15 protein-coding genes are annotated in these 23,605 nt (G+C 50.0%); 1 reads left to right on the forward strand and 14 read right to left on the reverse strand.

Translation table 11 applies throughout. From position 1 onward, the window contains the following. The first annotated feature begins 44 nt into the window (after positions 1-44). A complete protein-coding gene (locus BMY16_RS06160) occupies positions 45-2,177 on the forward strand; it encodes an alpha-galactosidase (protein ID WP_411267772.1) in 2,133 nt (710 codons plus the stop codon). 54 nt (positions 2,178-2,231) lie between these two features. On the opposite strand, the gene BMY16_RS06165 is transcribed toward BMY16_RS06160, so the two are convergent. The 14 genes from BMY16_RS06165 to BMY16_RS06230 form a co-directional block, all read right to left on the reverse strand. After that, a complete protein-coding gene (locus tag BMY16_RS06165; protein ID WP_139207147.1) occupies positions 2,232-2,849 on the reverse strand; it encodes a hypothetical protein in 618 nt (205 codons plus the stop codon). 121 nt (positions 2,850-2,970) lie between these two features. Further along, on the reverse strand, positions 2,971-4,380 hold the full coding sequence (locus BMY16_RS06170; protein ID WP_091840929.1) for a DUF6080 domain-containing protein: 1,410 nt from the start codon (positions 4,378-4,380) through the stop codon (positions 2,971-2,973). Continuing rightward, positions 4,377-4,961 (reverse strand): HAD-IB family phosphatase, encoded by a 585-nt coding sequence (locus BMY16_RS06175; RefSeq protein WP_091840931.1) that lies wholly within the window; start codon positions 4,959-4,961, stop codon positions 4,377-4,379. Before BMY16_RS06175 ends, BMY16_RS06170 begins: the two co-directional genes overlap by 4 nt. Then, the gene (locus BMY16_RS06180) at positions 4,958-6,034 is read right to left on the reverse strand and encodes an acyltransferase family protein (protein ID WP_091840933.1); all 1,077 of its coding nucleotides are present in this window, start codon (positions 6,032-6,034) and stop codon (positions 4,958-4,960) included. Before BMY16_RS06180 ends, BMY16_RS06175 begins: the two co-directional genes overlap by 4 nt. Beyond that, entirely contained in the window at positions 6,034-7,878 is a 1,845-nt protein-coding gene (locus tag BMY16_RS06185) for a phosphoethanolamine transferase (RefSeq protein WP_091840935.1), read from the reverse strand. The genes BMY16_RS06180 and BMY16_RS06185 overlap by 1 nt, the downstream gene beginning before the upstream one ends. Continuing rightward, positions 7,871-8,404 (reverse strand): nicotinate (nicotinamide) nucleotide adenylyltransferase, encoded by a 534-nt coding sequence (gene nadD / locus BMY16_RS06190; protein WP_091840937.1) that lies wholly within the window; start codon positions 8,402-8,404, stop codon positions 7,871-7,873. The genes BMY16_RS06185 and nadD overlap by 8 nt, the downstream gene beginning before the upstream one ends. A 6-nt stretch (positions 8,405-8,410) precedes the next feature. Then, on the reverse strand, positions 8,411-8,995 hold the full coding sequence (gene gmk / locus BMY16_RS06195; RefSeq protein ID WP_091840938.1) for a guanylate kinase: 585 nt from the start codon (positions 8,993-8,995) through the stop codon (positions 8,411-8,413). A gap of 11 nt (positions 8,996-9,006) precedes the next feature. Further along, positions 9,007-9,882 carry a YicC/YloC family endoribonuclease gene (locus BMY16_RS06200; RefSeq protein ID WP_091840940.1) on the reverse strand — a complete coding sequence of 292 codons (876 nt, stop codon included), beginning with the start codon at positions 9,880-9,882 and terminating at the stop codon, positions 9,007-9,009. Positions 9,883-9,945: 63 nt separating this feature from the next. Next, entirely contained in the window at positions 9,946-12,390 is a 2,445-nt protein-coding gene (locus BMY16_RS06205; protein WP_091840941.1) for a CotH kinase family protein, read from the reverse strand. Positions 12,391-12,538: 148 nt separating this feature from the next. Further along, positions 12,539-13,480 (reverse strand): glycosyltransferase family 2 protein, encoded by a 942-nt coding sequence (locus tag BMY16_RS06210; protein ID WP_091840943.1) that lies wholly within the window; start codon positions 13,478-13,480, stop codon positions 12,539-12,541. 5 nt (positions 13,481-13,485) lie between these two features. Further along, positions 13,486-14,262, reverse strand: a complete 777-nt coding sequence (locus BMY16_RS06215) for a polysaccharide deacetylase family protein (RefSeq protein ID WP_091840945.1) — start codon at positions 14,260-14,262, stop codon at positions 13,486-13,488. A 204-nt stretch (positions 14,263-14,466) separates the two neighbouring features. Further along, positions 14,467-16,416 (reverse strand): RagB/SusD family nutrient uptake outer membrane protein, encoded by a 1,950-nt coding sequence (locus tag BMY16_RS06220; RefSeq protein ID WP_091840946.1) that lies wholly within the window; start codon positions 16,414-16,416, stop codon positions 14,467-14,469. 42 nt (positions 16,417-16,458) lie between these two features. Then, on the reverse strand, positions 16,459-19,503 hold the full coding sequence (locus BMY16_RS06225) for a SusC/RagA family TonB-linked outer membrane protein (protein ID WP_411267773.1): 3,045 nt from the start codon (positions 19,501-19,503) through the stop codon (positions 16,459-16,461). 169 nt (positions 19,504-19,672) lie between these two features. Continuing rightward, complete coding sequence (locus tag BMY16_RS06230) at positions 19,673-23,578, reverse strand: hybrid sensor histidine kinase/response regulator transcription factor (protein ID WP_091840949.1); 3,906 nt, start codon at positions 23,576-23,578, stop codon at positions 19,673-19,675. Positions 23,579-23,605: the final 27 nt, after the last annotated feature.

The raw sequence follows: 23,605 nt of genomic DNA on the forward strand, positions 1-23,605 counted from the left end.
AATTTATCATCTTCACACTACTAGTCGTCATCGCCCAGTGGGCGATGGCTGAGACTGTAACACTCCACACTAGCAACACCACCATGGTACTGAATGTGGAAAAGGGCAAACAACCCAAATATGTTTATTATGGTGCTAAGCTGAGCGACTACGACCAGCAACACTTACAGACACCTCGCAACGGACGCATGGACGCCTACCCTGCCTATGGCATGAACTGCCCCGCAGAGGCCGCTTTTGCCATGAAACACGCCGATGGCAACATGTCGACAGAACTCTACGTGACAGACCTCGACCGTCAGGGGGACATTACCCGCATCACACTGAAAGATCCCCAATACCCCATATCCGTCACGCTCTTCTACAAAGTCTATCAGGAAGAGGATATGATTGAGACCTGGACAGAAATCCATAACGGTGAAGCCAAACCCGTCACCCTAACACAGTTTGCTTCCTGTTCTCTGCCTATCCGTCGTGGCAACGTATGGCTCTCTCATTTCTATGGTTCCTGGGCCAATGAAGCCCGCCTCGTAGAAGAGCCCATCCTGCCTGGCGAGAAGGTGATAAAGAATAAAGACGGAACGCGTAACTCTCATACCGACCACGCTGAGGTGATGTTTTCTCTCAATGGCAAAGGTCAGGAAAACACTGGCGATGTGATTGGCGCAGCCCTCTGCTATTCGGGCAACTTCCAACTAAAGATTGATACCGACGACACCGAGTATCACTACTTCTTTGCCAGCATCAACCCCGACAACTCCGAGTATCACCTGAAGAAAGGCGAGACCTTCACTACGCCGAAAGTTGCTCTCAGCTACTCACAGGCTGGACTATCGGGCGTCTCCCGCAACTTCCACCAATGGGGCCGTAAGTACATGCTCGCCCACGGTAACAAAGAGCGCAAAATTCTGCTTAACTCCTGGGAAGGTGTCTACTTCGACATCAACCAACAGGGCATGGACCAAATGATGGGTGATATCGCCTCGATGGGCGGTGAACTCTTTGTCATGGACGATGGTTGGTTTGGCGACAAGTACCCGCGTAAGGTGGATAATTCTTCACTTGGAGACTGGGTGGTAGATAAAAACAAACTTCCCGATGGCATTGAAGGCCTGCTGCGTGATGCCAAGAAACACGGTATCAAGTTTGGTATCTGGATTGAACCCGAGATGGCAAATACTGTCAGTGAACTCTACGAGGCCCACCCCGACTGGATCATCAAGGCGCCGAAACGCGAACCCGTATTGGGTCGTGGTGGCACGCAGGTGGTGCTCGACATGTCGAACCCCAAGGTACAGGACTTCGTCTTCTCGATTGTCGACAACCTGATGACCAAATATCCTGAAATCGACTATATCAAGTGGGATGCGAATATGCCTATCCTGAACCATGGTTCACAATATCTCACGATGAACGACCAAAGTCACCTCTATATCGAGTATCATCGCGGTTTGGAGAACACTTGTAAACGTATTCGTGCCAAGTATCCTGATTTGACCATTCAGGCCTGTGCCTCTGGTGGCGGACGTGCTAACTGGGGCGTGCTGCCCTACTTCGATGAGTTCTGGGTCAGTGATAATACCGATGCTCTCCAACGCATCTACATGCAGTGGGGTACCAGCTACTTCTTCCCTGCCATCGCCATGGCTTCTCACATCTCGGCCACACCTAACCACACCGTCTTCCGCACCACCGCCATGAAGTATCGTATCGACGTGGCTATGAGTGGGCGCCTCGGCATGGAAATTCAGCCCAAGAACATGACCGACGACGAGAAAGCGCTTTGCCGCAATGCCATCAAAGAGTACAAGGGAATTCGCCCCATTGTGCAGTTCGGCGACCTCTTCCGCCTCGTTTCCCCATATGACAAGGTGGGCCTTGCCTCGCTGATGTACGTTAACAAGCAGAAGACCAAGAGCGTCTTCTTCTGGTGGAAGACCGAATCGTTCCAAAACGAGCATCTACCCCGAGTCAAGATGGCCGGCCTCGATGCTAATAAATATTATAAGGTACACGAACTGAACCGCATTGACCTAAGACCCATGGATATCGAAGGCAAGTCGTTCTCTGGTGCATACCTGATGAACCACGGTCTAGAGATACCCTACCGCAACGAGCCTGAATATGCAAAGAAGAACGACTGGAGCAGCCGTGTCCTGCTACTCGAGGCTGAATAAAGCAATCATCCCCAGCCAAATGGCTGGGGATGATTGTAATAAGAATATTTTTCTTCAATTAAGAATAGTCTCTAGCAAGTCCTTTGCAAAACTCTTGTGGAAGAGGACAAAACGACGGTGGAAAGTGGGAACCTTTAGATCGACATTTCGCGTAGAAGCTCCACGATAGCGGTTGATCTTCATCTTGCAGACACTCTTACCGCTGGCATCAAGGACCTCCAGCGTACCAGAGATGACAATACCCCCGTCGCGTTTACTCCAACTCCAGGCGGCAGACCCCGAGTTACCAGCATCAAAGAAGTCGGCCTTGATGATAATCTGATAGTCGGCATCATCCTTCTCAGTCAGTTTGATACACTTACTCTTCTCTTCGTTCCAGCGCTTGATGAACATCTCTTTACCCTCCTGTTTGAAGTCATCCCATTTGCGGAATGATTTCTCGTCGTTTTTCTGAAGATATTCTACAACGGTTTCCTTGTCAATGGTCTTCGTTCTGAGGTTGCCCATCCTCGCATGGTCGTAATCGAATGTAACGGAACCCGTCTTTCCTTTTTGCTTTACAACATTAAAGTCACCTTCTGTTACCTCAAACTCCTGCTCTTCCTGAGCCTGAACAGTCATTGTGCCGCAGCAAAGGATGGCGGCCAGCATCCACATTAGTTTCTTTTTCATTGTTTCAAAATAGTATAATACAGGGCTACAAAGATACGATAAAATTCGAATAACCGCAAGCATTTCCGAACTTTTTTCTTTTTTCCTAAAAAATAGCAGGGGTGGGAACGACAAATGGAAATTACAAAACAGCGTTGATGGGGGAACGGAGGAAGTCCAGTAGGAGCCAGCCGTTGTAGACCCAGAGATAGGCCGTTAGGGCAAGAACCGACAGCTGGAGGATCTTATGGTGCGTGCCTTTGGCTTCTTGTATGGCATAAGCAATTGACAACGGAATGACAAAGAGCCAGTGGGGAGCCATGATAAATATTTCATTGATGCCAAAGCCCAGTACTAAATGAATACCCATGTCGAAACCGAAGTAGGACAGGGCGAGCCAGAGGAAACGGGAGCGACGCCCGCACCAGATGCCTATCGCCGTCAAAAGTAAGATAAAGCCCTCGACAATGTAGCTCCACAGCCAGTCGTATTTTACAAATACGGGACGGAACACAAGTGTGTCCTCCAAGAAATGTTGACGGTGGAACTGTATGGCCTCACCGAAGAGATTCTCATATATGGTATGGATGCGTGAGGTAGTGATGTCAGTCCATTTCCAGAAACCATGCTCTTTCATAGGTGTCCCCGACTTAGCGGCCTGCTCCAGTAGTCTTGCCTGATGTTTTTGTTCGCGCTGTTCGTAACGCTGCCGTTCCTTGGGCGTCATCTCAGCGATGCGCATTTCCTCCTGTCGTTGTTTCTCTGCCTTAGCCTCCTGCTTGACTTTTTCCTTAGGCAACACATAAGTTTTATACTCCAATGTGGCCACTCCCCAGATGAGTGCTGCAGGCAGAACCACAGCGAACAACAGATACTTCGGACGGAAGAAATCCTTCAGATTGACAAACAGTCCAGAAAGGAATATCTTTACCCCATTGCTAAGGGTGACACCTGCCGTAATAAAGAAGAGTAATGCCGACTGCCACCAACGGAACTCCCTTCCCTTTTGGATGCACTTCCCTGAGATGTAGAGCGTCAGCAACAGCAGGAACATGGAGATGGTGAAGTGGTCGGGCACGATGACGGACAGCATGATATAGGCCAGCGAGAAATAGAATGCCGAGAGTAATGTGGCATCATAACGGCCTAGGCTGAGTACTTCGCGATGGATACGATATAAGAAGATGTATGAGTAAAATGAGGCTGCCATCACGGGTAAGGCAACCAGATACTGTACACAGTTGACGCCAAGGATTGCCGTCAGTCCTTGGTTCAGAAGCCATAAAGGCCAGATCATAAAGGCCAGTAGCGGATGACGGTAGACATTATAGACCACATCCCAATCGGTCACACCTAAATAGGTTAATGGGTCGTAGCCCGACAAATGGAGTTCGCGTTCGAAAACCTTCCAGTAAGGTCCAAAGCCCTCCTGCATGAAGAGTTCGTGCATACGCCAGACAAATAGGGCATTAAACACGAAGATAACGGCAAGCACCACTGATGCCTGAAGCCGTTCCTCGGACTTGATCTTGAAGAGTTTAAATGGATTCATAGGCGGAATGGTTTATAATGGGCCTCATCAGCAAAGGCCAGTAGCTCTTGATCACCTCGGCTGTCTCCATAGGCGATGAGTCTATAAGTCTTGCGATTAGGAAGATAGTCAAGAATACGGTTAACCTTCTCCTGCCCATAGCAGTTCTTCGTGAGGAAACGGCCCGTCAGTCGTCCGTCTCTCACTTCCACCTGCGTACCGATTACTTTCACGTCAGGGAAAAAAGGCTGTACCCAGTTGTCGATAGAAGCACTTACAATAAGCACCTCCACCCCCTCCGAACGCGCCTTCTTGATGGTTTCTATGGCTAAAGGCCGCAACAGATGGCGGTTGTCCTTTGCAAATGCCTGACAGAGCGTATCGAATGCCTCGATAGTCATATCTCCGAAGAAAAAAGAAAATACCCGCTGCTTCGTCTTCCAATTAGGATAAAGACCCAGTTTCATCAGCACCAGCCAAGGGGCATGCAAGAGGAATCCCATCCAGAAGGCGGTCGTCCCTTTGGCATAACGGATAAAGGCCAACAGCGTATCGTGGGTAGTCAGCGTACCGTCGAAGTCCATTGCATAGACTATCCTCATAACTTAGGATTGGGAATCTGGTCGATGATTATCTTCATCAGCCACGATAGGAGAAGCGTGGCCACCACATAGAGCAACAACCCTGCATACATATCCTCATGGATATAGGGCCGTACAAAAATCTTACGCACGATGGGATGCGTCACAAAGATGGCCGCAGAGAAGGTGCCCAGCCACATGACATAAGGCATCACCTGACCGGGGATGAGCTTTACCAGGGCAATAGTACCCACAATAATCAGTGCCGGCACCCACAGCCAGGTCTGGGAAGAGAGAAACGAGAAGAGGAAAATGAGAAACATGGAGAGCAGCAGGACAAAGCTGATGATCCACTGTTGCCCATCCCTTTCACAAAACACTTCTAATCTTTCACTCCAACGGCCAGCAAGGATGCCCATGCCGAAGGGGAGCATGCCTCCGACGAGGTTATAGCGCAAACGCTCAAGCGTTTCCGAATCGTCAAGATAAAACATCTGCCAAAGCCAGCAGCCCACCATTAGCACAACAACAATGCCCCAGTAACGCCAGCGGTAGAACAACAGACGGTAGAGAATATAAAGCTGCATAGTCACACTGAAGTACCAATAGGGTCCTGGCCATACCACCTCCGAGGGATGTTCCAGGAAGTTGGCATACATGCCCAACATTGCTATCACCTCACTCGCCAGATAGCGATGGATGCCAGGCGTAAAGGCGTCGAGCATTGTGAAGAACACAAAGCCCACGATGAAGATGCGGAAAAGTTTCAGATAGTTATAGCGGGTGAAGCGCCACAAGCTAGCCTCAGGCTGACCACTACGTTCATACTTCATCACCAGCCCGAAGCCACTGAGGAAGAGAAACACAGGCACACCGTAATGGCCGAAATAGCTGACGAGATGCATGGGCAACAACTCGTCGGGCTGTTGAAGCACTTCCCAAAGACGGTCGGTCTTCCACTGTAGCCATGTGTATTCGTTTTCCCGGGCTATGCCTTTCAGCCAGTGGCAGTAGTTGTGGAGCATGATGCCCAAGATGGCTATGCCCTTCATCGCCGTACACTCCGTGCGTGTCAGTATTACCTTCCTCTCCATTATTTTATCAGTTCATTATAGTCGGTGACGCCTTTCAGGATACGAGGCCGTTTCTCGTCATACTGCGGACTGATGACGTTCAGGTCTTCGCGGTAGTGCTTTGTATAGATGCCGCCCAGATAAAGCAACAGATGGGCCAGACGATCGGTCATCAGCGGACGGTCTTTAGCCGCCTGGATGGCCTGCCAGCCATAGGGGTGGTTCTCACGATACAGCGGCGAGCCCCATATCCAGAACGGAATCTCAAACTCTTCGCGCGCCAATCTATAGTCAACCTTCGCCGAGTGCATCCGGCCGTACATATAGGGGCTACCATTGTAGATTTCCTCTGCATGGTCGGGCATATAGATCACGATGGCATCCTTGTCTTTGAACCGTTCGGTCACGGCCGCCACAATCGAATCGTTATAGAGCAGCGAATTATCGTAGTCGGCCACAATGAGTTTCTGCTTATATTTCAGGTCGGGACGCTTGTACATCGGAGCCAGCAGGTGCTTACGGGCCTGCTGTGGATAGCGCTCCTTATACATCGTATGAGAGCCCATCAGGTGGAGAATCACCAGGTTATGCTCTGTATTCTCCTGCTTCAGACGGTCGTATTCTTCGAGCACGCCTTCATCGTACTGGTAGAGTTTCTCGTTGCGGGTGTCGAACTGCGCCTTGCTTAATTCTGGATTGTTCAGGAAGAAGCCACCGCTGAAGTCGTATACTGCCTCGTTGGCCTCGGGCAGGAACTGATTGGTGATAAACGACACATGATAACCAGCTTTACGGAACACTTCCGGGAAGAGCGGATAGTCACACCACTCGCCCTTGTCGCCCACAGCATGTAGTGACAGGACGTTCTTAAATACATAGCTGGTCAGGTTCCACGGAGCCACCACATCACTGAAGGCCACAAGTGAGCCCTCTTGCTGCAATGCCAGTTGGCGGGGCGTGGTTGGCATGTCGTAGCCGTAGAGCTGTGAATGGTATTTATTGTAGCTTTCGCCGATGATAAGCACGATGTTGGGCACCCTATAACTACAACTGTCGACCGTCACCTCATCCTTCACCACGACGAGCGTCTCCAACTGTTGCGAGGCCAGGCTGTTGGCATAAACCGAGAAAACAAGGCGATAGACGGGCAGGTAGAGTTCTGCCTTCGGTTTCTGAGTCAGTTGATGCTCCACCTCTCCGATAGTCTGCCGCGTCATCAACGTGTGGATGGCTTCCTTATTGACCTGACACTCGAGCCAACTCTCATAAGCAAACCAGGCGACAGCAATACCTAAAAGACATTTTATGGTGGCTCCAACAACCTTCCCCACGGCTGGGTTCAGCATCGGCAGGAGTATCCTGTGTCTGCCTTTGTCATTCTTCCTCGGCCTGAACAGGCGGCGGAGGATGGTCCAAAGGATATGGGCCATCATCAGTACAAGGATATAGCCCACGGGCGAATAGACGGAGTCCATACTGAGATACGACGTAAAGAACTCACCTGCCTCACGGCTGTTGGTTTCGCCCACGAGCATCAGCATTGTAGGGGTCAGCGTCGACTCGAAGCGCACGTAGCAGAACATGTCGATGACAGCTATGCCATAAAGGAGGATGTAAAGCAATGCCTTCACGCCAATGCGAAGCTTCCGGGGGAAGACCATCAGCAGGATGCAGACGATATATAGGTCGAAGAACAGCTCTACTGGCCACAGCTCATAAGGTTCAGGCTTTGCCACGTTGAGCGGCAGCTCTACTACAGAGCAAATCCACCCTAACACATACATAAAGACGAAGAAGGCACCGTTTTTCTCAATCGGAGCCCACAGCCAACCAATCCACTTGAATATGTTCAGATGCTTAAGCATAATATCCGTTCTTCATGATTAGTTCCGCCACCGCCTTTGGTACAAGTCGTCTGATTCCCCTGCCCTCACGGATGCGCTGACGGATATCTGTACTGGAGATATCGATAAATCCCTCATCAACGGGCGTACGGGTATAAACCACAATCTCATAGTTCTTTCTGATATCATCGGCACGGTACCATTTATTGAACAAATCCCAGTTGTCTCCGCCGATCATCAGCACAAATTCCCTATCGGGGAAATCCCGCTTTAGGGCTTCAAGTGTGTTCCAAGTATAAGAGGGACGGGGCAGGTGCATCTCATAGTCGCTGGCGATAATGCCGGGAACATCCTTCACGGCCTCACGAGCCATCTCCATTCTGGCCTCATCGTTGAGCAGGTCTTGAGATTGCTTCATGGGGTTCTGTGGCGACACCATCAGCCACACCTCGTCGAGGCCGGCTCGTTCCTTGAGTTGTCTGGCCAGCGTTATGTGCCCGTTGTGTATCGGATTAAACGACCCGCCGAAGATACCCGTCCGCTTCACTGCCCACTATTCACTTTTCATTTCCAGGAATTCTTGGATGGCAGCCAGTGCATCAGCTTCGGCATACTCCAGAATATCGTTGATGACGATCTTGTCGAACTTCTTCGCAAAGGTCAGCTCAAACTCTGCTCGGGCAATACGCTGGTCGATGACATCAGGCGAGTCGGTGGCACGACCTTCCAGACGCCGGCGCAGCTCAGCAATCGAAGGTGGCTGGATAAAGAGACTCAGGGCTTGGTCACCATAGAACTTCTTGATGTTCACACCGCCCTTCACGTCGACATCGAACACCACGTTCTGCCCTGCTTCCAACTGGTTGTCGACTTGCGACTTCAAAGTACCGTAGAAGCGGTCGGTATAGACTTCTTCATACTCCAGGAACTCATTGTTTTCTATTCTGTGACGGAACTCCTCCGGAGTCAGGAAGAAATAGTCCACCCCATTCTGCTCGGCGCCTCTTGGCGGGCGCGAGGTGCAGCTGATGGAGTAGGCCAGATTCAGTTCCTTGTGCTCTTTCATCAGCCACGAGATGATAGTACTCTTTCCCGTCCCCGACGGTGCCGATATAATGATTAACTTTCCTCTACTCATCAATCTTCAATTTACAAAGCGTTCAGCACTTGCTCTTTAATCTGCTCAAGTTCATCCTTCATCTTCACCACGATGTTCTGCATCTCCGCCTGATTCGACTTCGAGCCTGTGGTGTTAATCTCACGACCCATCTCCTGAGCGATGAATCCTAACTTCTTACCCTGTCCGGCAGGCTCACGCATCGTGTCGCGGAAATATTTCAGGTGGTTGGTCAGGCGCTGCTTCTCCTCACTGATATCGAGTTTCTCGATGTAGTAGATCAGTTCCTGCTCCATGCGGCCCTTGTCGTAATCTACGCCAGGAATCTGTTGAAGTCCGTCGATGATGCGGGCCTTGATTTTCTCCACGCGCCCTTTCTCGAGAGGTTCTATCTCAGCTAACAGATGCTGGATATTGTCTACTTTCTCAGAGAACTTCTTTTCGAGGGCAGCACCCTCCTGGATTCGGAAATCCACAAGGTTCTTCAGGGCATCACTGACTGCCTGTTTCACAGCCTGCCACTCCTCGTCCCCCAACTCCTCCACATCTGTCTTCGTCAGCACGTCGGGCATACGGAGCAGCGTATAGAACCAGTCCTCAGGCAAGGGGATGCCTGTCTTGTCGGCGATGGCCTTGATCTGATTGTAGTAATTCTCTACCAACGCTGTGTTAATGGGCGTTGGGTCCACAGCTGTGTCTTTCTCTATCCACACACTCATGTCCACCTTGCCTCGGATCAGAGCCTCAGCCACCATTTGGCGCATCTCCATCTCTTTCTCACGGTAAAGAGGAGCAATACGTGTATTCAGGTCAAGCTGCTTGGAATTGAGCGACTTCACCTCCGCATGGATTTTCTTGTCCTTGTAGGCCACGACAGCCTTGCCGTAGCCCGTCATTGATTGAATCATTGTATCTATAATTTAAAATTTGGTGGCAAAGGTACAAAGAAAGAAGAAAAAAACCAAATATTATCAGAGTTTTATGGCTTTTCCACCCACCTTCAGCACATGCAACTGATTGGAATAGAGTCTAAACACGATATCTAAGCCATCAGAAACAGCCCTGGATATCAGCATACCGCGCAGGTCATAGAGCTCGACTCTTGTCCCAGCAGGAACACCAGTAAGCCAGAGCCTATCACCATCCTTATGCCAGGTCCACTGAACTTCCTCAACGGTATCGATGGGCGAGGCATCACTCAGAATGGCATTGATGGCCATCGAACTGCATTGTGGCATGAAGAACGAGTAGCGGGGTCCTTCCACCGTACGGGTTTCCAGCCCACTGCTCGATATGGTCTCCACCTTCCAGCCCGATATTGTCTTCCCTTCTGGCGCTTTGGCCTCTAGCGTCACCTCACGGTCGGCAAAGAACTGTCCGTCGAAATAACCGTGTGAGAGCCGTATGCCGTTAAAGGTGGTCGTCAGTTCCTCCGGGTGAGCTAACGATGTATTCACCGTCATCTTCGCGGCTGTGCCTAACTTATAGTAGTCGCGCAGCTGCTTATAAAATATGTTTGTACGCTGCGTTACCCAGTTGCGTGCGTCGTTCAGTTCCTCGTTGTAGTTGCGGGGCCACCACTGGTTGTATGTATAGAGCTTCCTATGGTAACTGAACTCACTTCTTATCATCTTATACATCGGATCCCACACCTCGCTGATTCCACGATAATTCAGGAAGTCGCCCATGTAGATACAGGCACGGTCAATAAACATTTTATGGAAATCCTTATCGTCCATCAGCCTGCGGAACAGCCGTGTGCTCTCGCTGCTGTTGGCTCCCCAGTTGTGGTTGTTGTCGTAATTGGCATTATAGAGCCAGTCGATAATTTTGTAGTTGACGTTGTCGCCATAGAGTCCCATGGTGTAGTCGCAGTCCTTGGCAACGAAGCGCCAGCGCCCGCCCTCTACCCTCGGGCGCCACATCATCCAGTTGTTACCCGGAGTATCAAAGTTGTTGAAGTAGAGATTCATCAGCATAAGGTCGGCATACTCCGAACAGTCTATCAGCTGATCGTATTCAGCCATCGTGTGACCTTCGCTCTTGCTGAATGCCATCAGCTGGTTGTAATTATCCCAGTCGCCAGCCTTCAGTTCCTTCCAGTTCTCCACCATGTCGATATCCTCCAGCTTCTGGTAGTTCGACCAGATATTGTCCTCATTGCTGCGTTCACGGATGTTGAGGATACCTTTGTACTCTCCGTTGATATAGATAACAACGGGCTTCCAGGCCTGCCAGTCCAGGTCACGGTGACTGGCCATCGTGCGCTGTACGATGGGATCACGCATATAGAGATAGTCGAAGTCGTTGCCCGAGTTTCGGAGCATAATCGACTTAAACTCTGAGAGCCCTGGCTTCTGGTCAGGGAAGAACTCATACTCCAGATGCTTCTGTCCGAATCGCTTGTTGGCATAGACGGCAAGCGTCTTCAGGGCAGCGCCTCGCGTGGCACCGCCTGCCACACGGGCTTCACACAGCTGATTGATGGCACTCGTCTTTTCCTCGGCTTCGAAATACTCTATGTTCATTGGCCTGCGCCAGTTGTGCTCATAATTCTTCTTTCCGTCTTTATATTTGACATCCGCATAGATGCCAATACTCATACTCGTCAGATAGCGCTTGTCAGTCACGATGCTTACCAACGGTAATGTCAACGCACGAGGGAAAAAGATGTAACTCTGCGTCACGCTACGAGGGGAGAGCCAACCTTTACAGAACAGCCTGGCACGGATGGTGTGCGTCATCGATATCGATATGGGGCCAGTATAGATGGTGCTCTCAGCCGTTGGCTCAGAGCCATCGGCTGTCAGATGGATTTCCGTACCCTCAGGCGAGCCATCTGGTACACTCAGTGTCAATGTCAGCGACCCACTGCCAGTCATCACCCTACCCTGCTCGCTGAACACAGGATCACCCAGCAGCCTGTCGCTCGTCTCGCCACAGTTCTTAGCCTTTGGCGTGGGCTCCATCTGGTAGCCCCACTCGTCGGCCCCGTCGGCCTTACGGCCATAGGCAATATTCGGTGACGGCTGTTTTTTCAGGTCAGTCACCTTATCTGCTACCTGGGTACCCTGAAAGAGATACACGCTACAGCCTTTCCCAGACTCCAGACGGAAGTTAGTATGCCCCCCTTGGGCCTCCTTGTCACAATAGATAAGCGCATATTGTCCGCCCCCTATCATCTGTTTCGGCAACTGCCACGCGTCAGCAGGATTGTCGCTGGTCCCCAGCTTATAGTCACCCAGGTTTATGCCCTGCATTGTTGGGTTATAAAGTTCCACCCACGAATCGGGAAACTCGTTCAGATCGTCCATCACGCAGTCCACGTTCGACTGCATGAGTTCGTTGATCACCAGCTGACTTCTACCCGTCTGCCAGCCTACCAATAATAGAACAAAAATAGTCAGCTTCTTCATTACGGAGTGTATCCTACTTTCAAAGGTCTCAAAATAAGTTTCCAATAGTTCATCAACGAGCAATACGACAAAGCAGAGTTCCCACGATGGGAACAATGACTTTAGTCCGGTTAAAGTCTGGGTTTACTCGGAGTAAAATTACCCTTTACTAATCGAGTATCTCTTGAATGTGGTAAAGCGGACGGTGTTTAACCTCATTGTAGATGTTGCCGATATAGAGTCCTGCGATGCCAATGCTGAGGATGATGAAACCACCCACCAGCCAGACAGACAGGATAAGTGACGACCATCCCGGTACGGCAGAACGCGTAATCAGTGCGTGTATCACATATAGTCCGATGAAGAAAGCCACAATCAGGAATAGCACCCCAAGGAAGAAGATAGCGTGCATAGGTTTGACGCTAAAGGCCGTGATGCCATTGAAGGCCAGGCGCAGCATCTTCTTCAAAGTGTATTTCGATGCACCGGCATAGCGCTCGCTGATGACATCATCGACCGTTGTAGAGCGCAGACCGATCTGCGGGATAAGACCACGCAGGTAGAGGTTGGTCTCCTTATAGTCGGCCAGCATGTCGAGGGCGCGCTTGCTCATCAGACGGAAATCGGCATGATTGTAGACGCTTTCCACACCCATCGAGTTCTGGAGTTTATAGAAGGCCATCGCCGTCATGCGCTTCATGAAGGGATCGGCCTGGCGCGACACCTTCACACCGTAGACGATATCGTTGCCCTCTTCGAAATGACGCACCATCTGAGGAATGCACTCGATGTCATCCTGCAAATCGGCATCGATGGTAATCACAGCATCGGCCCAGTTGCGGGCAGTCATCATTCCGGCAAAAATGGCATTCTGGTGCCCCACATTGCGCGAGAGATTGATGCCACGCACATACTTATTCTCACGATGCAACTCTTCAATCATCTGCCAAGTGCGATCACGGCTACCGTCGTTGACAAACACCATCATGCTATCGTTGGAAATCAGCCCTTCGGCCATCATGCGCTCGAAGAGAGCTGTCATACGCTCTACCGAATGGCGGAGCACCTCTTCCTCATTGTAACAGGGCGATACGGTTGCAAGCCTAATCATACTATTTACTTTTTTACCTTTTCAACAAATTCTGTAAAGGTGCCGAAGGTGTCGTGCTGCTTCAGCATCTTAATAAGGTTGTCAAGTCGCTGCATCATCTGTCGACCGCTGTGGTTCTTGATGATAAACGGCATCTTGAACTCCGGATGTTCCTTCAGATCATAGAACTCCCAAGGATGGAAATAGGTTACGAAATAGCCGTCGTGGCGCAGCGTGCGGCGCACCATCCAATGGTAGAGGCCCTCTGACAGATTATGCAAAGAGAGCCAGAACAACGGGAAGCGGATGAGGGGAGTGACGGAAGCAGGAATCTGCATCACCTCACCTTTCATAAACCAAGTACGGGGATCCGTCAGGTGCATATAGCGGCCAGGAATAAAGGCTGGATTCAGCGAAGAGTTGTACTTATAACCCACACGGGCTATCTCACTATCGCTGACGGGGAACATTCGGGGTTGGCGATAGCCATAAACCTGACGGCCACAGACACGCTCCACGATTTCCTTGGAACGGGCGAAGTCAGTCTCTTTCGGCTGCCAGTGGTCCACACCATGACATGCCACCTCATGGCCTTCGTCCATGATACGCTGCATCACCTCGGGAGCATGCTCTGCGAAATTACCAGTACAGAAGAATGTGGCCTTCACACCATTCTGCTTCAACACATCGAGAATACGGTTGGTACCTTCAACAGATACCTTCATTCCCTCTTCCAACGAAAAGTCAACACCGTGCTCACGCGGAACGTCAAACTCCTCAGTATCGAAACTCAACAATATCATAATTATACAATTTTCGGGTGCAAAGTTAGTGCAAATAGAGCGAAATGCAAAATAAAATCACGATTTTTTTCATTCCCAAGTTGCAGCCGAACTTCAGGCGAAGCTCAGAGTTAGTACAAATAGAGTTTTTTCCATATTTATTCATAAAAAGCGCGAATCGTCACCACGACGATCCGCGCCCAACACAGAATAATACTAACCTAATTAATTCCGATATGCGGGATTTTGATAATTGGCTTTCTCCTCTTCAGTCATCTCCATACCGTCGAGCTGACCCTGTGGGATAGGACGGATATAGTAACCTGTGGGAATATCACGCTTAAACTCCTGAAGATCCTTGTCGGTATAGCCAGAGCCTGCGATGCGATAGGTACTTGCACGCTCTGCCCACTTCTGGGTGCGAACCAGGTCGAACCAACGGTATCCCTCACCCCAGAACTCACGGCTACGCTCGTCGAGGATGAAGTCGATTGTGATCGTTGCAGGTGTGGCAGCAACCATAGCAGCGCTGTTGTCAACAGAGACGGATACGTTGTCGTTCTGAGAGAATGTCTGCTTACCGGCACGGGCACGAAGCACATTGACCAGCGTCTTCGCATCGTCGTTCTTGCCGAGTTTCACTGCTGCCTCAGCAGCAATCAGATAGAACTCAGAGAACTTGGCAACGTTCCAAGGACGGGGGCTACCACCGTTCACCTTAGAGCCTAAGCCACCTGCATTGTCAGTACGATAGATACCGAGCTTCCAGTTGATGGGGTACTTCTTACGGCTGATGTGATTGACAGCCACTACAAAGTCTGCACGACCAGCCATCTCACCGAACCCCAGCTTACCATCGGCACCAGTATAGTTGATCTTGCTGTCCTCGCTCTCGGGAACCCAGCTGAAGTAAATCTCGTTAGGACCTACCTGCATGCCGTTGGCACCGAACACATAGGGCTCAGCGTTGCCACACTTCTGCCAGTTGGTGTGATAGCGCAGCGTGAAGGTTGCATCATAACGAGAGTCGATTGCCTTGACATCATCTTCCCAGACGCCACCTTTCATGAAGTTGTCGGCGATAGGAGCCATACGGGTCCAGGGACGGCCCAGGGCCTGGACAGCCTCACGCTGAATGGGGTTGATCACAGCACCAGAAGCAGCCTTGGCAGTCATCTCGGTATAGTTCCAGGTCTCCATCCAGTAGGCGAAGTTCTCAGGAGAGCCACCACTACCCCAACCATAACCGGCACCACCGTTACCATACTTCTCGTCCTCGTCGTGGTCGGCATAGAGCATGATCTCAGAGTTGCGGTCGTTGGTAGCCACGTTCACATCATAGAATGTGGGCTGCAGCTTGTAAGGGCCAGGATTGTCAATGGCCGACTTAGCCATGTCAAACGCCTTCTGGAAGTAGCTCTGAGCCTGGCCGGCATCACGGCTGCACTCAGGATAGGTAGGAATGTTGTTGGGATTCTCCAACCACCAGCCGTAGGTCAGATAAGCCTTTGAGAGATACAGTCGGGCCAGGTTCTTCGTAGCCGTACCGGTGAGACGGGGATTCTCTGGCAGGTCATTAACAGCCTTTTCCAGGTCAGAGAAAATAGCAGCATAAACCTCGGGAACGGTGTTACGTACAGAGGTACGAATGGTAGAAGTATTGAACTTTAGTTCACCAGCACCCAGGTCGAGGGGAACACCACCATAGGTCTGTACCAGGATGAAATAGTCAAACCCACGGAAGAAGTAAGCCTCAGCCAGCAAAGCAGGATCAATACCTGCAGTCTCACCATTCTCAATCACACCACTACAGGTGTTAATGTTTGCAAACAGCGTGCCCCAGGCACCACCAGCAACAGAACTCGTAGGTGTTAGAGAACCGACGCCTGAGAGGTCGGCATCCTTGAAGTTACCGTCGGCAGACTGCGCATAGGTATACTCGTCGGTACCTGTCTCCAATGAGTTCAGGTAGTAACCATTGCCATAGAAATAGCGCAGGTGAGCATAGAGCGATGTCAGACCGCCCTCGATACCCGCCTTCGTATTGAAGAATGTCGGGTCGAACTGACTGCGAGGCTGCTCGTCGAGCACGTTGTTACAGGAGGTCATAGTCGTAGACAGACCACAGCATACAAGACCCGCAGCGAGAATATATTTGATACTTTTAGTTTTCATAACTTTACTATTTAACTGATTTACCTTTTTACTATCTTATCTTTAGAAGGTCACGTTAAGACCGAAGATGAAATTGCGGGTAGAAGGTGTGTTGTAACCAACGATCGGCATTCTGTGACTACCAAAGGAGTATCCAACAGCCGTATTCTCGTTAGACCAAGAGTTGGTCTCAGGATCAAGTCCGCTCTCATTGTTAAACGGAGAGAAGAGCACGAACGGATTCTGAACCGTTGCATAGAGGCGCAGGCGGCTGATGCCGAAGTCCTTCACAGCCTTCAGACTGTCGAAGTTGTAACCGAGGGTAATGGCACGAACCTTCAGATAGCCGGCATTGAAGTAACCCAGGGTAGAACCGTACTTGGGGTTATCACCACTCTGGATACCACCGGGTTTCGGGTACTTGGCACCAGTGTTCTGCTCTGTCCAGTAGTCTACGTCCATATTGTTACGACGACCGGTCAGCATGTTCAGGTAACCGTTAGAAGAGTGGATGGCAGAAATCAGCTTACCACCAATCTGGAAGGCACCGATAACAGTCAGGTCGAAGCCCTTGTAACCAACTGTCGTGTTGAAGCCACCAATCAGGTCGGGCTCCATGCTCATGATCTGACGGTCCTCAGGACCAATCTGACGGCTTGGTGTTACACCGTCTTCTTTGAAGTCGCCCTTAGATGCATCGCCACGATACTTAACCTTAATCATACCTACGTTTCCACCCGGCTCAAGAATATCCAGATAGGGATCGCCTTCCTGCCAGAGACCTACATACTCATGGTCGTAAATCACGTCAATTGGATAGTCAACGAACCAGAGGTTACCCTCATCACGCTTCTCACCAGAAGCCAGCTCTACCAACTTGTTGCGGTTTGCATAGAGGTTGATGCCAGCTTCCCAATTCCAACCATTCTTGTTGTCAATGATGATACCATTCAAAGTGAACTCCCAACCCTTGTTCTCTGTCTTACCGATGTTGCCGGTGAAGCCACTTACACCAGAGGTGTCAGGCAGTTTCACGTTGAGCAGGATGTCGTTGGTCTTCTGAATATAGTACTCGAATGATCCAGAGAGGCGGCCATTGAACAGAGAGAAATCGAGACCGAAGTTCCAGGTCTTGGAATACTCCCAGCCGAGTTCGGGGTTAGGCAGTGAGTTTACGTAGTAACCAGCCTTGTAGTTGGTGCCATTGCCGAAGTTATAGTTGCGGATAGCCAAGCCACCAAGTGTCGAATAGGGGTTGATAGCCTGGTTAGAGGTCTCACCATAACCAACACGCAGCTTCAGATTGTCAATCCAGGTCAGATTCTCCATGAAACTCTCACGGGCGATGTTCCAACCAGCAGATACAGCGGGATAAGTATGCCACTTGTGACCATCGGCCAGACGTGAAGAAGCATCTGAACGGACAGCTACAGAGAGCATATACTTATTATCGTAAGAGTACATGGCACGACCCATCCAGGAGATCAGACCACTCTGCCAATAGTTATAGCCAGTGAGGTTTGACTGACCTGTGGCCTTGTCGAGTGCATAGTACTGGAAGTAGTCAGCAGGAATATCCTGTGCAGAAGCACCTGTCTGCTCGTATGTTGTTTGCTCAGCAGAGTACATAGCAACCAGATTCAGATTATGTTTGCCAAATGCGTGATCATAGGTGAGCAGGTTCTCAACAGCCCAGTTACGGGTCTGGTTCTCATAAATAGAACCACCGTTCACGGCGTTGGCATCCTTATTATTAATACCTGTACCAGTGAAGCTGCCCTGCTTAGAAGAACGGAAGTTCAGACCGATGTTGATGCGGTAGCTCAGACCCTCAACCCATGGACACTTCACTTCGCCGAACAAGGTATTATAAGAACCAATACCCTTGTTCTCACTCAGCCATACGTCCTTGTCGCGTTCAACAGTCTCCTTGGTAACGACCACCTGATCGTCTGCAGGCAAAGCATTATAACGTTTCAGGTTGCCATTCTCATCGTATGGGCTTGACAGAGGAGATGCGCACAATACTGCATAGATATTGTTTACACCCTGAGTCTTACGATAGCTGTTGTTAGTGCTCAGACCGAAACGGAACCACTTGCCAACCTGCTGATCGAAGTTACCACGAACAGACACACGGTCGTAACCCTCAGTAGGGATAACAGACTCATCGTGATAGTAACCAGCACCGAAGCTATAGCTACCGCCATTGGTACCACCGGCAACACTCACATCGTGGTTGTGGCTCACACCTGTCTGGTAGTACAGATCCTGCCAGTCGGTATTGGTATTGTCGCTCTCGTCGAGTGAGTTCTGGTACTTACCGGCATACTGACGCATCTTAGAGAAGGTAGGACCATCCATCATGGGATATTTCTTGAAAATCTTCTTGAAGCTGACATAACCATTATAGGTTACCTTGGCAGGAGTACCCTGGCTACCCTTAACAGTTGTGATGATAATCACACCATTGGCACCGCGAGAACCATAGATGGCGGTGGCAGAGGCATCCTTTAGGATATCCATCGACTTGATGTCGGCAGGGTTGATATCGGAAAGCTGTCCCATGAAGGGGATACCATCGAGCACGATCAGCGGATCGTTAGAAGCAGTCAGTGAGCGCTGACCACGGATACGAATCTGCATCTCAGCACCAGGCTTGGTAGAAGTCTGTGTCATCAGCACACCGGCTACACGACCCTGCAGAGCCTGGGCGGCGTTGGTAGCTGCAATCTGGTTCAGCTTCTCACCACCGATGTTGGCTACTGAACCGGTAACGGCCTCACGACGCTGGGTACCATAACCGATAACCACCACCTCGTTCACCACGTGTCCGTCTTCTTTAAGGTTCACACGCACGTTGTCGCCGGCCTTGATCTCCTGCGATACATAGCCGACATAAGAGATGACGAGCGTAGCGCCCGGCTTCACATTAAGAGAGAAGTTACCGTCGAAGTCGGTAACAGTACCGTTATTGGTACCCTTTTCCATGACCGTGGCACCAATCAGCGGACCCTGAGAGTCTGAAACCTGACCAGTTGCCTGCTTCGTTTGCTGAACGGAAGCTACTGATTCTGTAGCCGCCGAAGCCTGCTGTGCAGTGATCATGCCCAAGAAGCACAATCCTACAAATAAGGCTGTTTTCTTTGCTTTGAAACTCATACGTTTGGTTTTGTTAGTTAATAATAAATTAAATTTATAAAAAAATCTGCCGCAAAGGTAGGCAGATTTTCGTTTCATGGCTTCCACGTATGTTTCGTTTCATTTCATATTTGTTTCAACCGTCAGTTTTTAGGGCTTTTTGCTCTACATACTCGCTCGGAGAGACCCCAAATTGCTTGCGGAAGACCGTTGAGAAGTGTGCCAAATTACTAAAGCCAACAGTATAAGCCACCTGCGTTACATTGATCTTTTGCTCCTCCAATAGTCGCACGGCCTGCTCCAGACGGATGTTTCGGATGAACTCGCTGACGGGCAGACCCGTCATTTCTTTCATCTTTCGATGCAACTGAGCACGGCTGATGCCCACCTCTTTCGTCAACATCTCCACATTGAAATCACTGTCATCCAAATGTTGATTAACCGCCTTCATGATACGTTCCATCAAAGCCTCGTCATTACCCTTCACTTGGGTCTCCACCACTTTGTCTTTCTGCTGTTGGACGCCGGAGAATTTTCCTTTCAAGCGCAGGTTCTTGCTGATAAGGTTGTTGATGACTACATGTAGCTCATCCATGTCGAAGGGCTTCGCGAGGAAAGCATCGGCGCCTTTCTCCAGTCCTTCCAAACGGTTGGCCACATCACTCTTCGATGTCAGCATCACCATGGGGATATGACTTAGGTGCATGTTCGTCTTTACCATTCGGAGGAAAGTGAAGCCATCCATCTCGGGCATCATCACGTCGCTGACCACGAGGTCGTACTGCTTCTCGGGATCGGCACCCAGCAACTCACGCATGGCCTCACGGGCGCTGGTAACAGAGGTTATATGATAATACGAGCCAAGCTCCTGAGTGATGTAATGGCCTATCTCCGCATCGTCGTCGACAATCAGTACCCAATAGTTCGACTGTGCCTTGGGACGTACCGCCTTTTCAGGCTGTACCATGATCTCTTCTGCTGTCAAGTGACCATTACCCAAGGGCAGGCGCACGGTAAAGATACTACCCTGTGTATCCTCACGGTTGGCTGCCTCGATGGTACCATGGTGCATCTCTACCATCATCTTACAAAGATTCAGGCCAATACCCGTTCCCTCAATATGTAATGAACGGGAACTACTACCCTGATAGAATCGGTCGAAGATGCGGTGTACATCCCCCTTAATACCCATGCCGTTGTCGATGACCTGCAACTCGGCTGTATGATGGGGGCCCTCGCCGACACGCACCTCAATCTCACCTCCATCGTAGGTATATTTGAAGGCATTGGAGAGCAGGTTGTCTACCACCTTATCAAGTGAGGTACGGTCGAGCCACACCTTCAACTGGTCTACTTGCGGCTTATAACTGAATTTCATGCCTCGTTCCTTGGCCGTATACTCATACGACTTCAGAATGTTACCCACATACTGCACCATATCCGTCTCCTGACATTGCAGCTTCATCTGCTGTTTATCAAGTTTACGGATGTCGAGAATCTGATTGACAAGGTTCTGCACGCGCCGGGCATTGTGCTCGATGGTCTTCAAATCCGACTTCACATCACTGTCGAGATCACGTTTCAGCAGTTTGTGAAGAGGACTCATAATCAGTGTCAGCGGAGAACGGATGTCATGGGTTGCGTTAATCAAGAACTTCATCTTCTCCTCATCTAATTCCTGCTTACGTCGACGGATATAAGTCGACAAAAGGAAACCGCTGATCAACAAGGCTCCTAATATATATATAAGGTACGCCCACGAGGAACGATACCAGGGTGCGCGGATGATAATACGATAGACCTGCGGCTCTGTATATGTACCATTGTCATAAGCCCTTACCTCTATGACATAAGCTCCTGGCTGGAGGTGAGTGAAGGGTATACGGTTTCGTCCTGCCATGGTCTGTGTCCACTCCTTGCTGCCATTCAACCGATACTCATAGACCACATTCTCCGCATTTGAGTAGTTTAGAAGCGAGAATTCCATAGTAAAGAAGTTGTCGAGATACGACAGCTGAAAGCGGTCGTTTTCCTCCAAAGCCTTTGTGATGATGGGCTTTTCGTCAGAGAGCGTCTTACAGTTCACAGGGATGGCACCCAGAAGGAAACTGGTCAGATGAATGGTATTCTGATGGGGCTTGCTGTTTCTAAGGGCAGCCGGCAGGAACGAAGTAATGCCATCACTGATACCAAAGCAGATAGCACCGCCTGCTTTCATAAGGGCAATGCCAGTGACATACTCTCTCGATGTCAGACCATTGCCATAGACATGGGCAATAAATCTGCGCTTATCGGCCTGATACTGCCAAATTCCCATGGAGGTGCTACACCACAAGTCGCCAAAGCCATCCTGTACGATGCCACTGATCACCTTGCCAACCAAGGGCTCAGCACCGGGATAGGGCACGAAGTCGGCTTTCTTGCTATCATAGAGCAAGAGCCCCGTATCTGTTCCTGCCAAAATACGATGGTTTCCGTCTTCATAGAGCGAAGTCACGCCCTTTCCCTCCAACAACACCTCCCAGCCATAAGGCCTGAACGTGTTGTTCTCAGGGTCGTAACAGCACAGGTTTGACGAAGTACCTAACCATACCTTGCCCTTGCTGTCAATCAACATCGACATGACCCAGTTGTTGTGTATGCGTCCCTTCTCTTCATTAATTTGATTCATGTTAAAGTTACGCATCTCCTTGGTATTCACGTCATAAGAACAAAAGCCCTTCGAATAGGTCGAGAAATAGAGGTGTCCTTTTCCGTCATCGACCATCACGTTGATATAATCGCTGTCGAAGTCCACCTCTTTCTTTGAAACTCCCGTCAACGGGTTATAGGAATAGAGGCCCTTGCTGGATCCTATCCAGTATTGTCCCTGTTTGTCGCGGTAGATGGAATAGGTATTGGACGGGGAGGCTGGATGACTGACGATTCTGCCATTGGCGTCGAAGCCATAGATACCATTGTTCTGCACAGCGCACCATGTCATGCCGTTATCTCCCTGACAAACCGAAGTCACCGAACCGCCTATACTGACGTTCTGAGCCGAGAATCCCCATGTGGTAAACTGAGGCTCATGCTGGGGCAGCAATAATAAGCCGCGCCTCAGACAACCCACCCAGAGGTTATCCTGATTATCCTCAAAGAGTGCCCATACGTTCGATGTATTCAGATCGAAAGAACCATTGGAATAATCATATCGCAACAGTCGCCTGGTTCCCTTTGGCACCCAGCAAAGTCCCTGTCCCAACGTTCCAATAAACAGATTACCCGCAGTGTCGAGCAGCGCACTACGCAACTGCATATTCTCACTGTTCAGAATGCTGGTATCTATAAAATCGGTCTGCAACCTGCCATCCCGATAGTAGGCCAGCCCTTTCCTGCACACCATGAGAACTCCCCCTTCGTAATTGATAAAATCAGTTACAGTACCGAAGGGCGACTCCAACGTCTGGATCGTGTGTCGGCTATTATTTAGTCTGATTGAGACAACGGGCGTAGAACCTGCTTTCCAGAAATTGCCCTTTTCATCGACAAGAATATGACTAAAATAGTCATTGTCATCAGGATTGGCATAGTTATGCACAGAGTCTATCCTCAGGGTATTCAGGTCTATGCGGAACAAACCATAGCCTGCCGTACCCAGCAGCAGATGATTATCATCTTCCTGGAGCATATCATTCACACGAACGGGACGCTTATTCGGGAATTGGAGTCTCTCAAACTCATCGTTAGCGCTATTATAATAGCAGATTCCTGCTCCACATCCTGCCCATAGCGTACCCTTGCTGTCAACGAACAGCGATACCACGTTGTTGCTATTGATGGAGGCCGGATTATTCTTATCGTACAGATAGTTTTTAAACCGATAACCGTCGTATTTGTTAAGGCCATACTCCGTGCCTACCCAAATATAACCTGTCCTATCCTGGCAGATGGCCGTTATCTGATTACTCGACAACTGATCAGATGTATAGAAATGCTGTGTCTGGGCAAAGGCCGATAAGCACAAGACACTGATAATAGTTAGCAAGAATCTTCTCATCATTGTTTTAGAATTTTGACGGTGCAAAGA

It is taken from the genome of Prevotella sp. ne3005, assembly GCF_900110085.1.
In the GTDB taxonomy this organism is placed as follows: domain Bacteria; phylum Bacteroidota; class Bacteroidia; order Bacteroidales; family Bacteroidaceae; genus Prevotella.

Coding starts and splice junctions, on each gene's coding strand:
- BMY16_RS06165 (WP_139207147.1), bottom strand. CDS start 2,849: ATGAAAAAGAAACTAATGTGGATGCTGGCCGCCATCCTTTGCTGCGGC.
- BMY16_RS06205 (WP_091840941.1), bottom strand. CDS start 12,390: ATGAAGAAGCTGACTATTTTTGTTCTATTATTGGTAGGCTGGCAGACG.
- BMY16_RS06160 (WP_411267772.1), top strand. CDS start 45: ATGGCTGAGACTGTAACACTCCACACTAGCAACACCACCATGGTACTG.
- BMY16_RS06200 (WP_091840940.1), bottom strand. CDS start 9,882: ATGATTCAATCAATGACGGGCTACGGCAAGGCTGTCGTGGCCTACAAG.
- BMY16_RS06230 (WP_091840949.1), bottom strand. CDS start 23,578: ATGATGAGAAGATTCTTGCTAACTATTATCAGTGTCTTGTGCTTATCG.
- BMY16_RS06220 (WP_091840946.1), bottom strand. CDS start 16,416: ATGAAAACTAAAAGTATCAAATATATTCTCGCTGCGGGTCTTGTATGC.
- BMY16_RS06180 (WP_091840933.1), bottom strand. CDS start 6,034: ATGGAGAGGAAGGTAATACTGACACGCACGGAGTGTACGGCGATGAAG.
- BMY16_RS06210 (WP_091840943.1), bottom strand. CDS start 13,480: ATGATTAGGCTTGCAACCGTATCGCCCTGTTACAATGAGGAAGAGGTG.
- BMY16_RS06170 (WP_091840929.1), bottom strand. CDS start 4,380: ATGAATCCATTTAAACTCTTCAAGATCAAGTCCGAGGAACGGCTTCAG.
- BMY16_RS06215 (WP_091840945.1), bottom strand. CDS start 14,262: ATGATATTGTTGAGTTTCGATACTGAGGAGTTTGACGTTCCGCGTGAG.
- BMY16_RS06225 (WP_411267773.1), bottom strand. CDS start 19,503: ATGATCACTGCACAGCAGGCTTCGGCGGCTACAGAATCAGTAGCTTCC.
- gmk (WP_091840938.1), bottom strand. CDS start 8,995: ATGAGTAGAGGAAAGTTAATCATTATATCGGCACCGTCGGGGACGGGA.
- BMY16_RS06185 (WP_091840935.1), bottom strand. CDS start 7,878: ATGCTTAAGCATCTGAACATATTCAAGTGGATTGGTTGGCTGTGGGCT.
- BMY16_RS06175 (WP_091840931.1), bottom strand. CDS start 4,961: ATGAGGATAGTCTATGCAATGGACTTCGACGGTACGCTGACTACCCAC.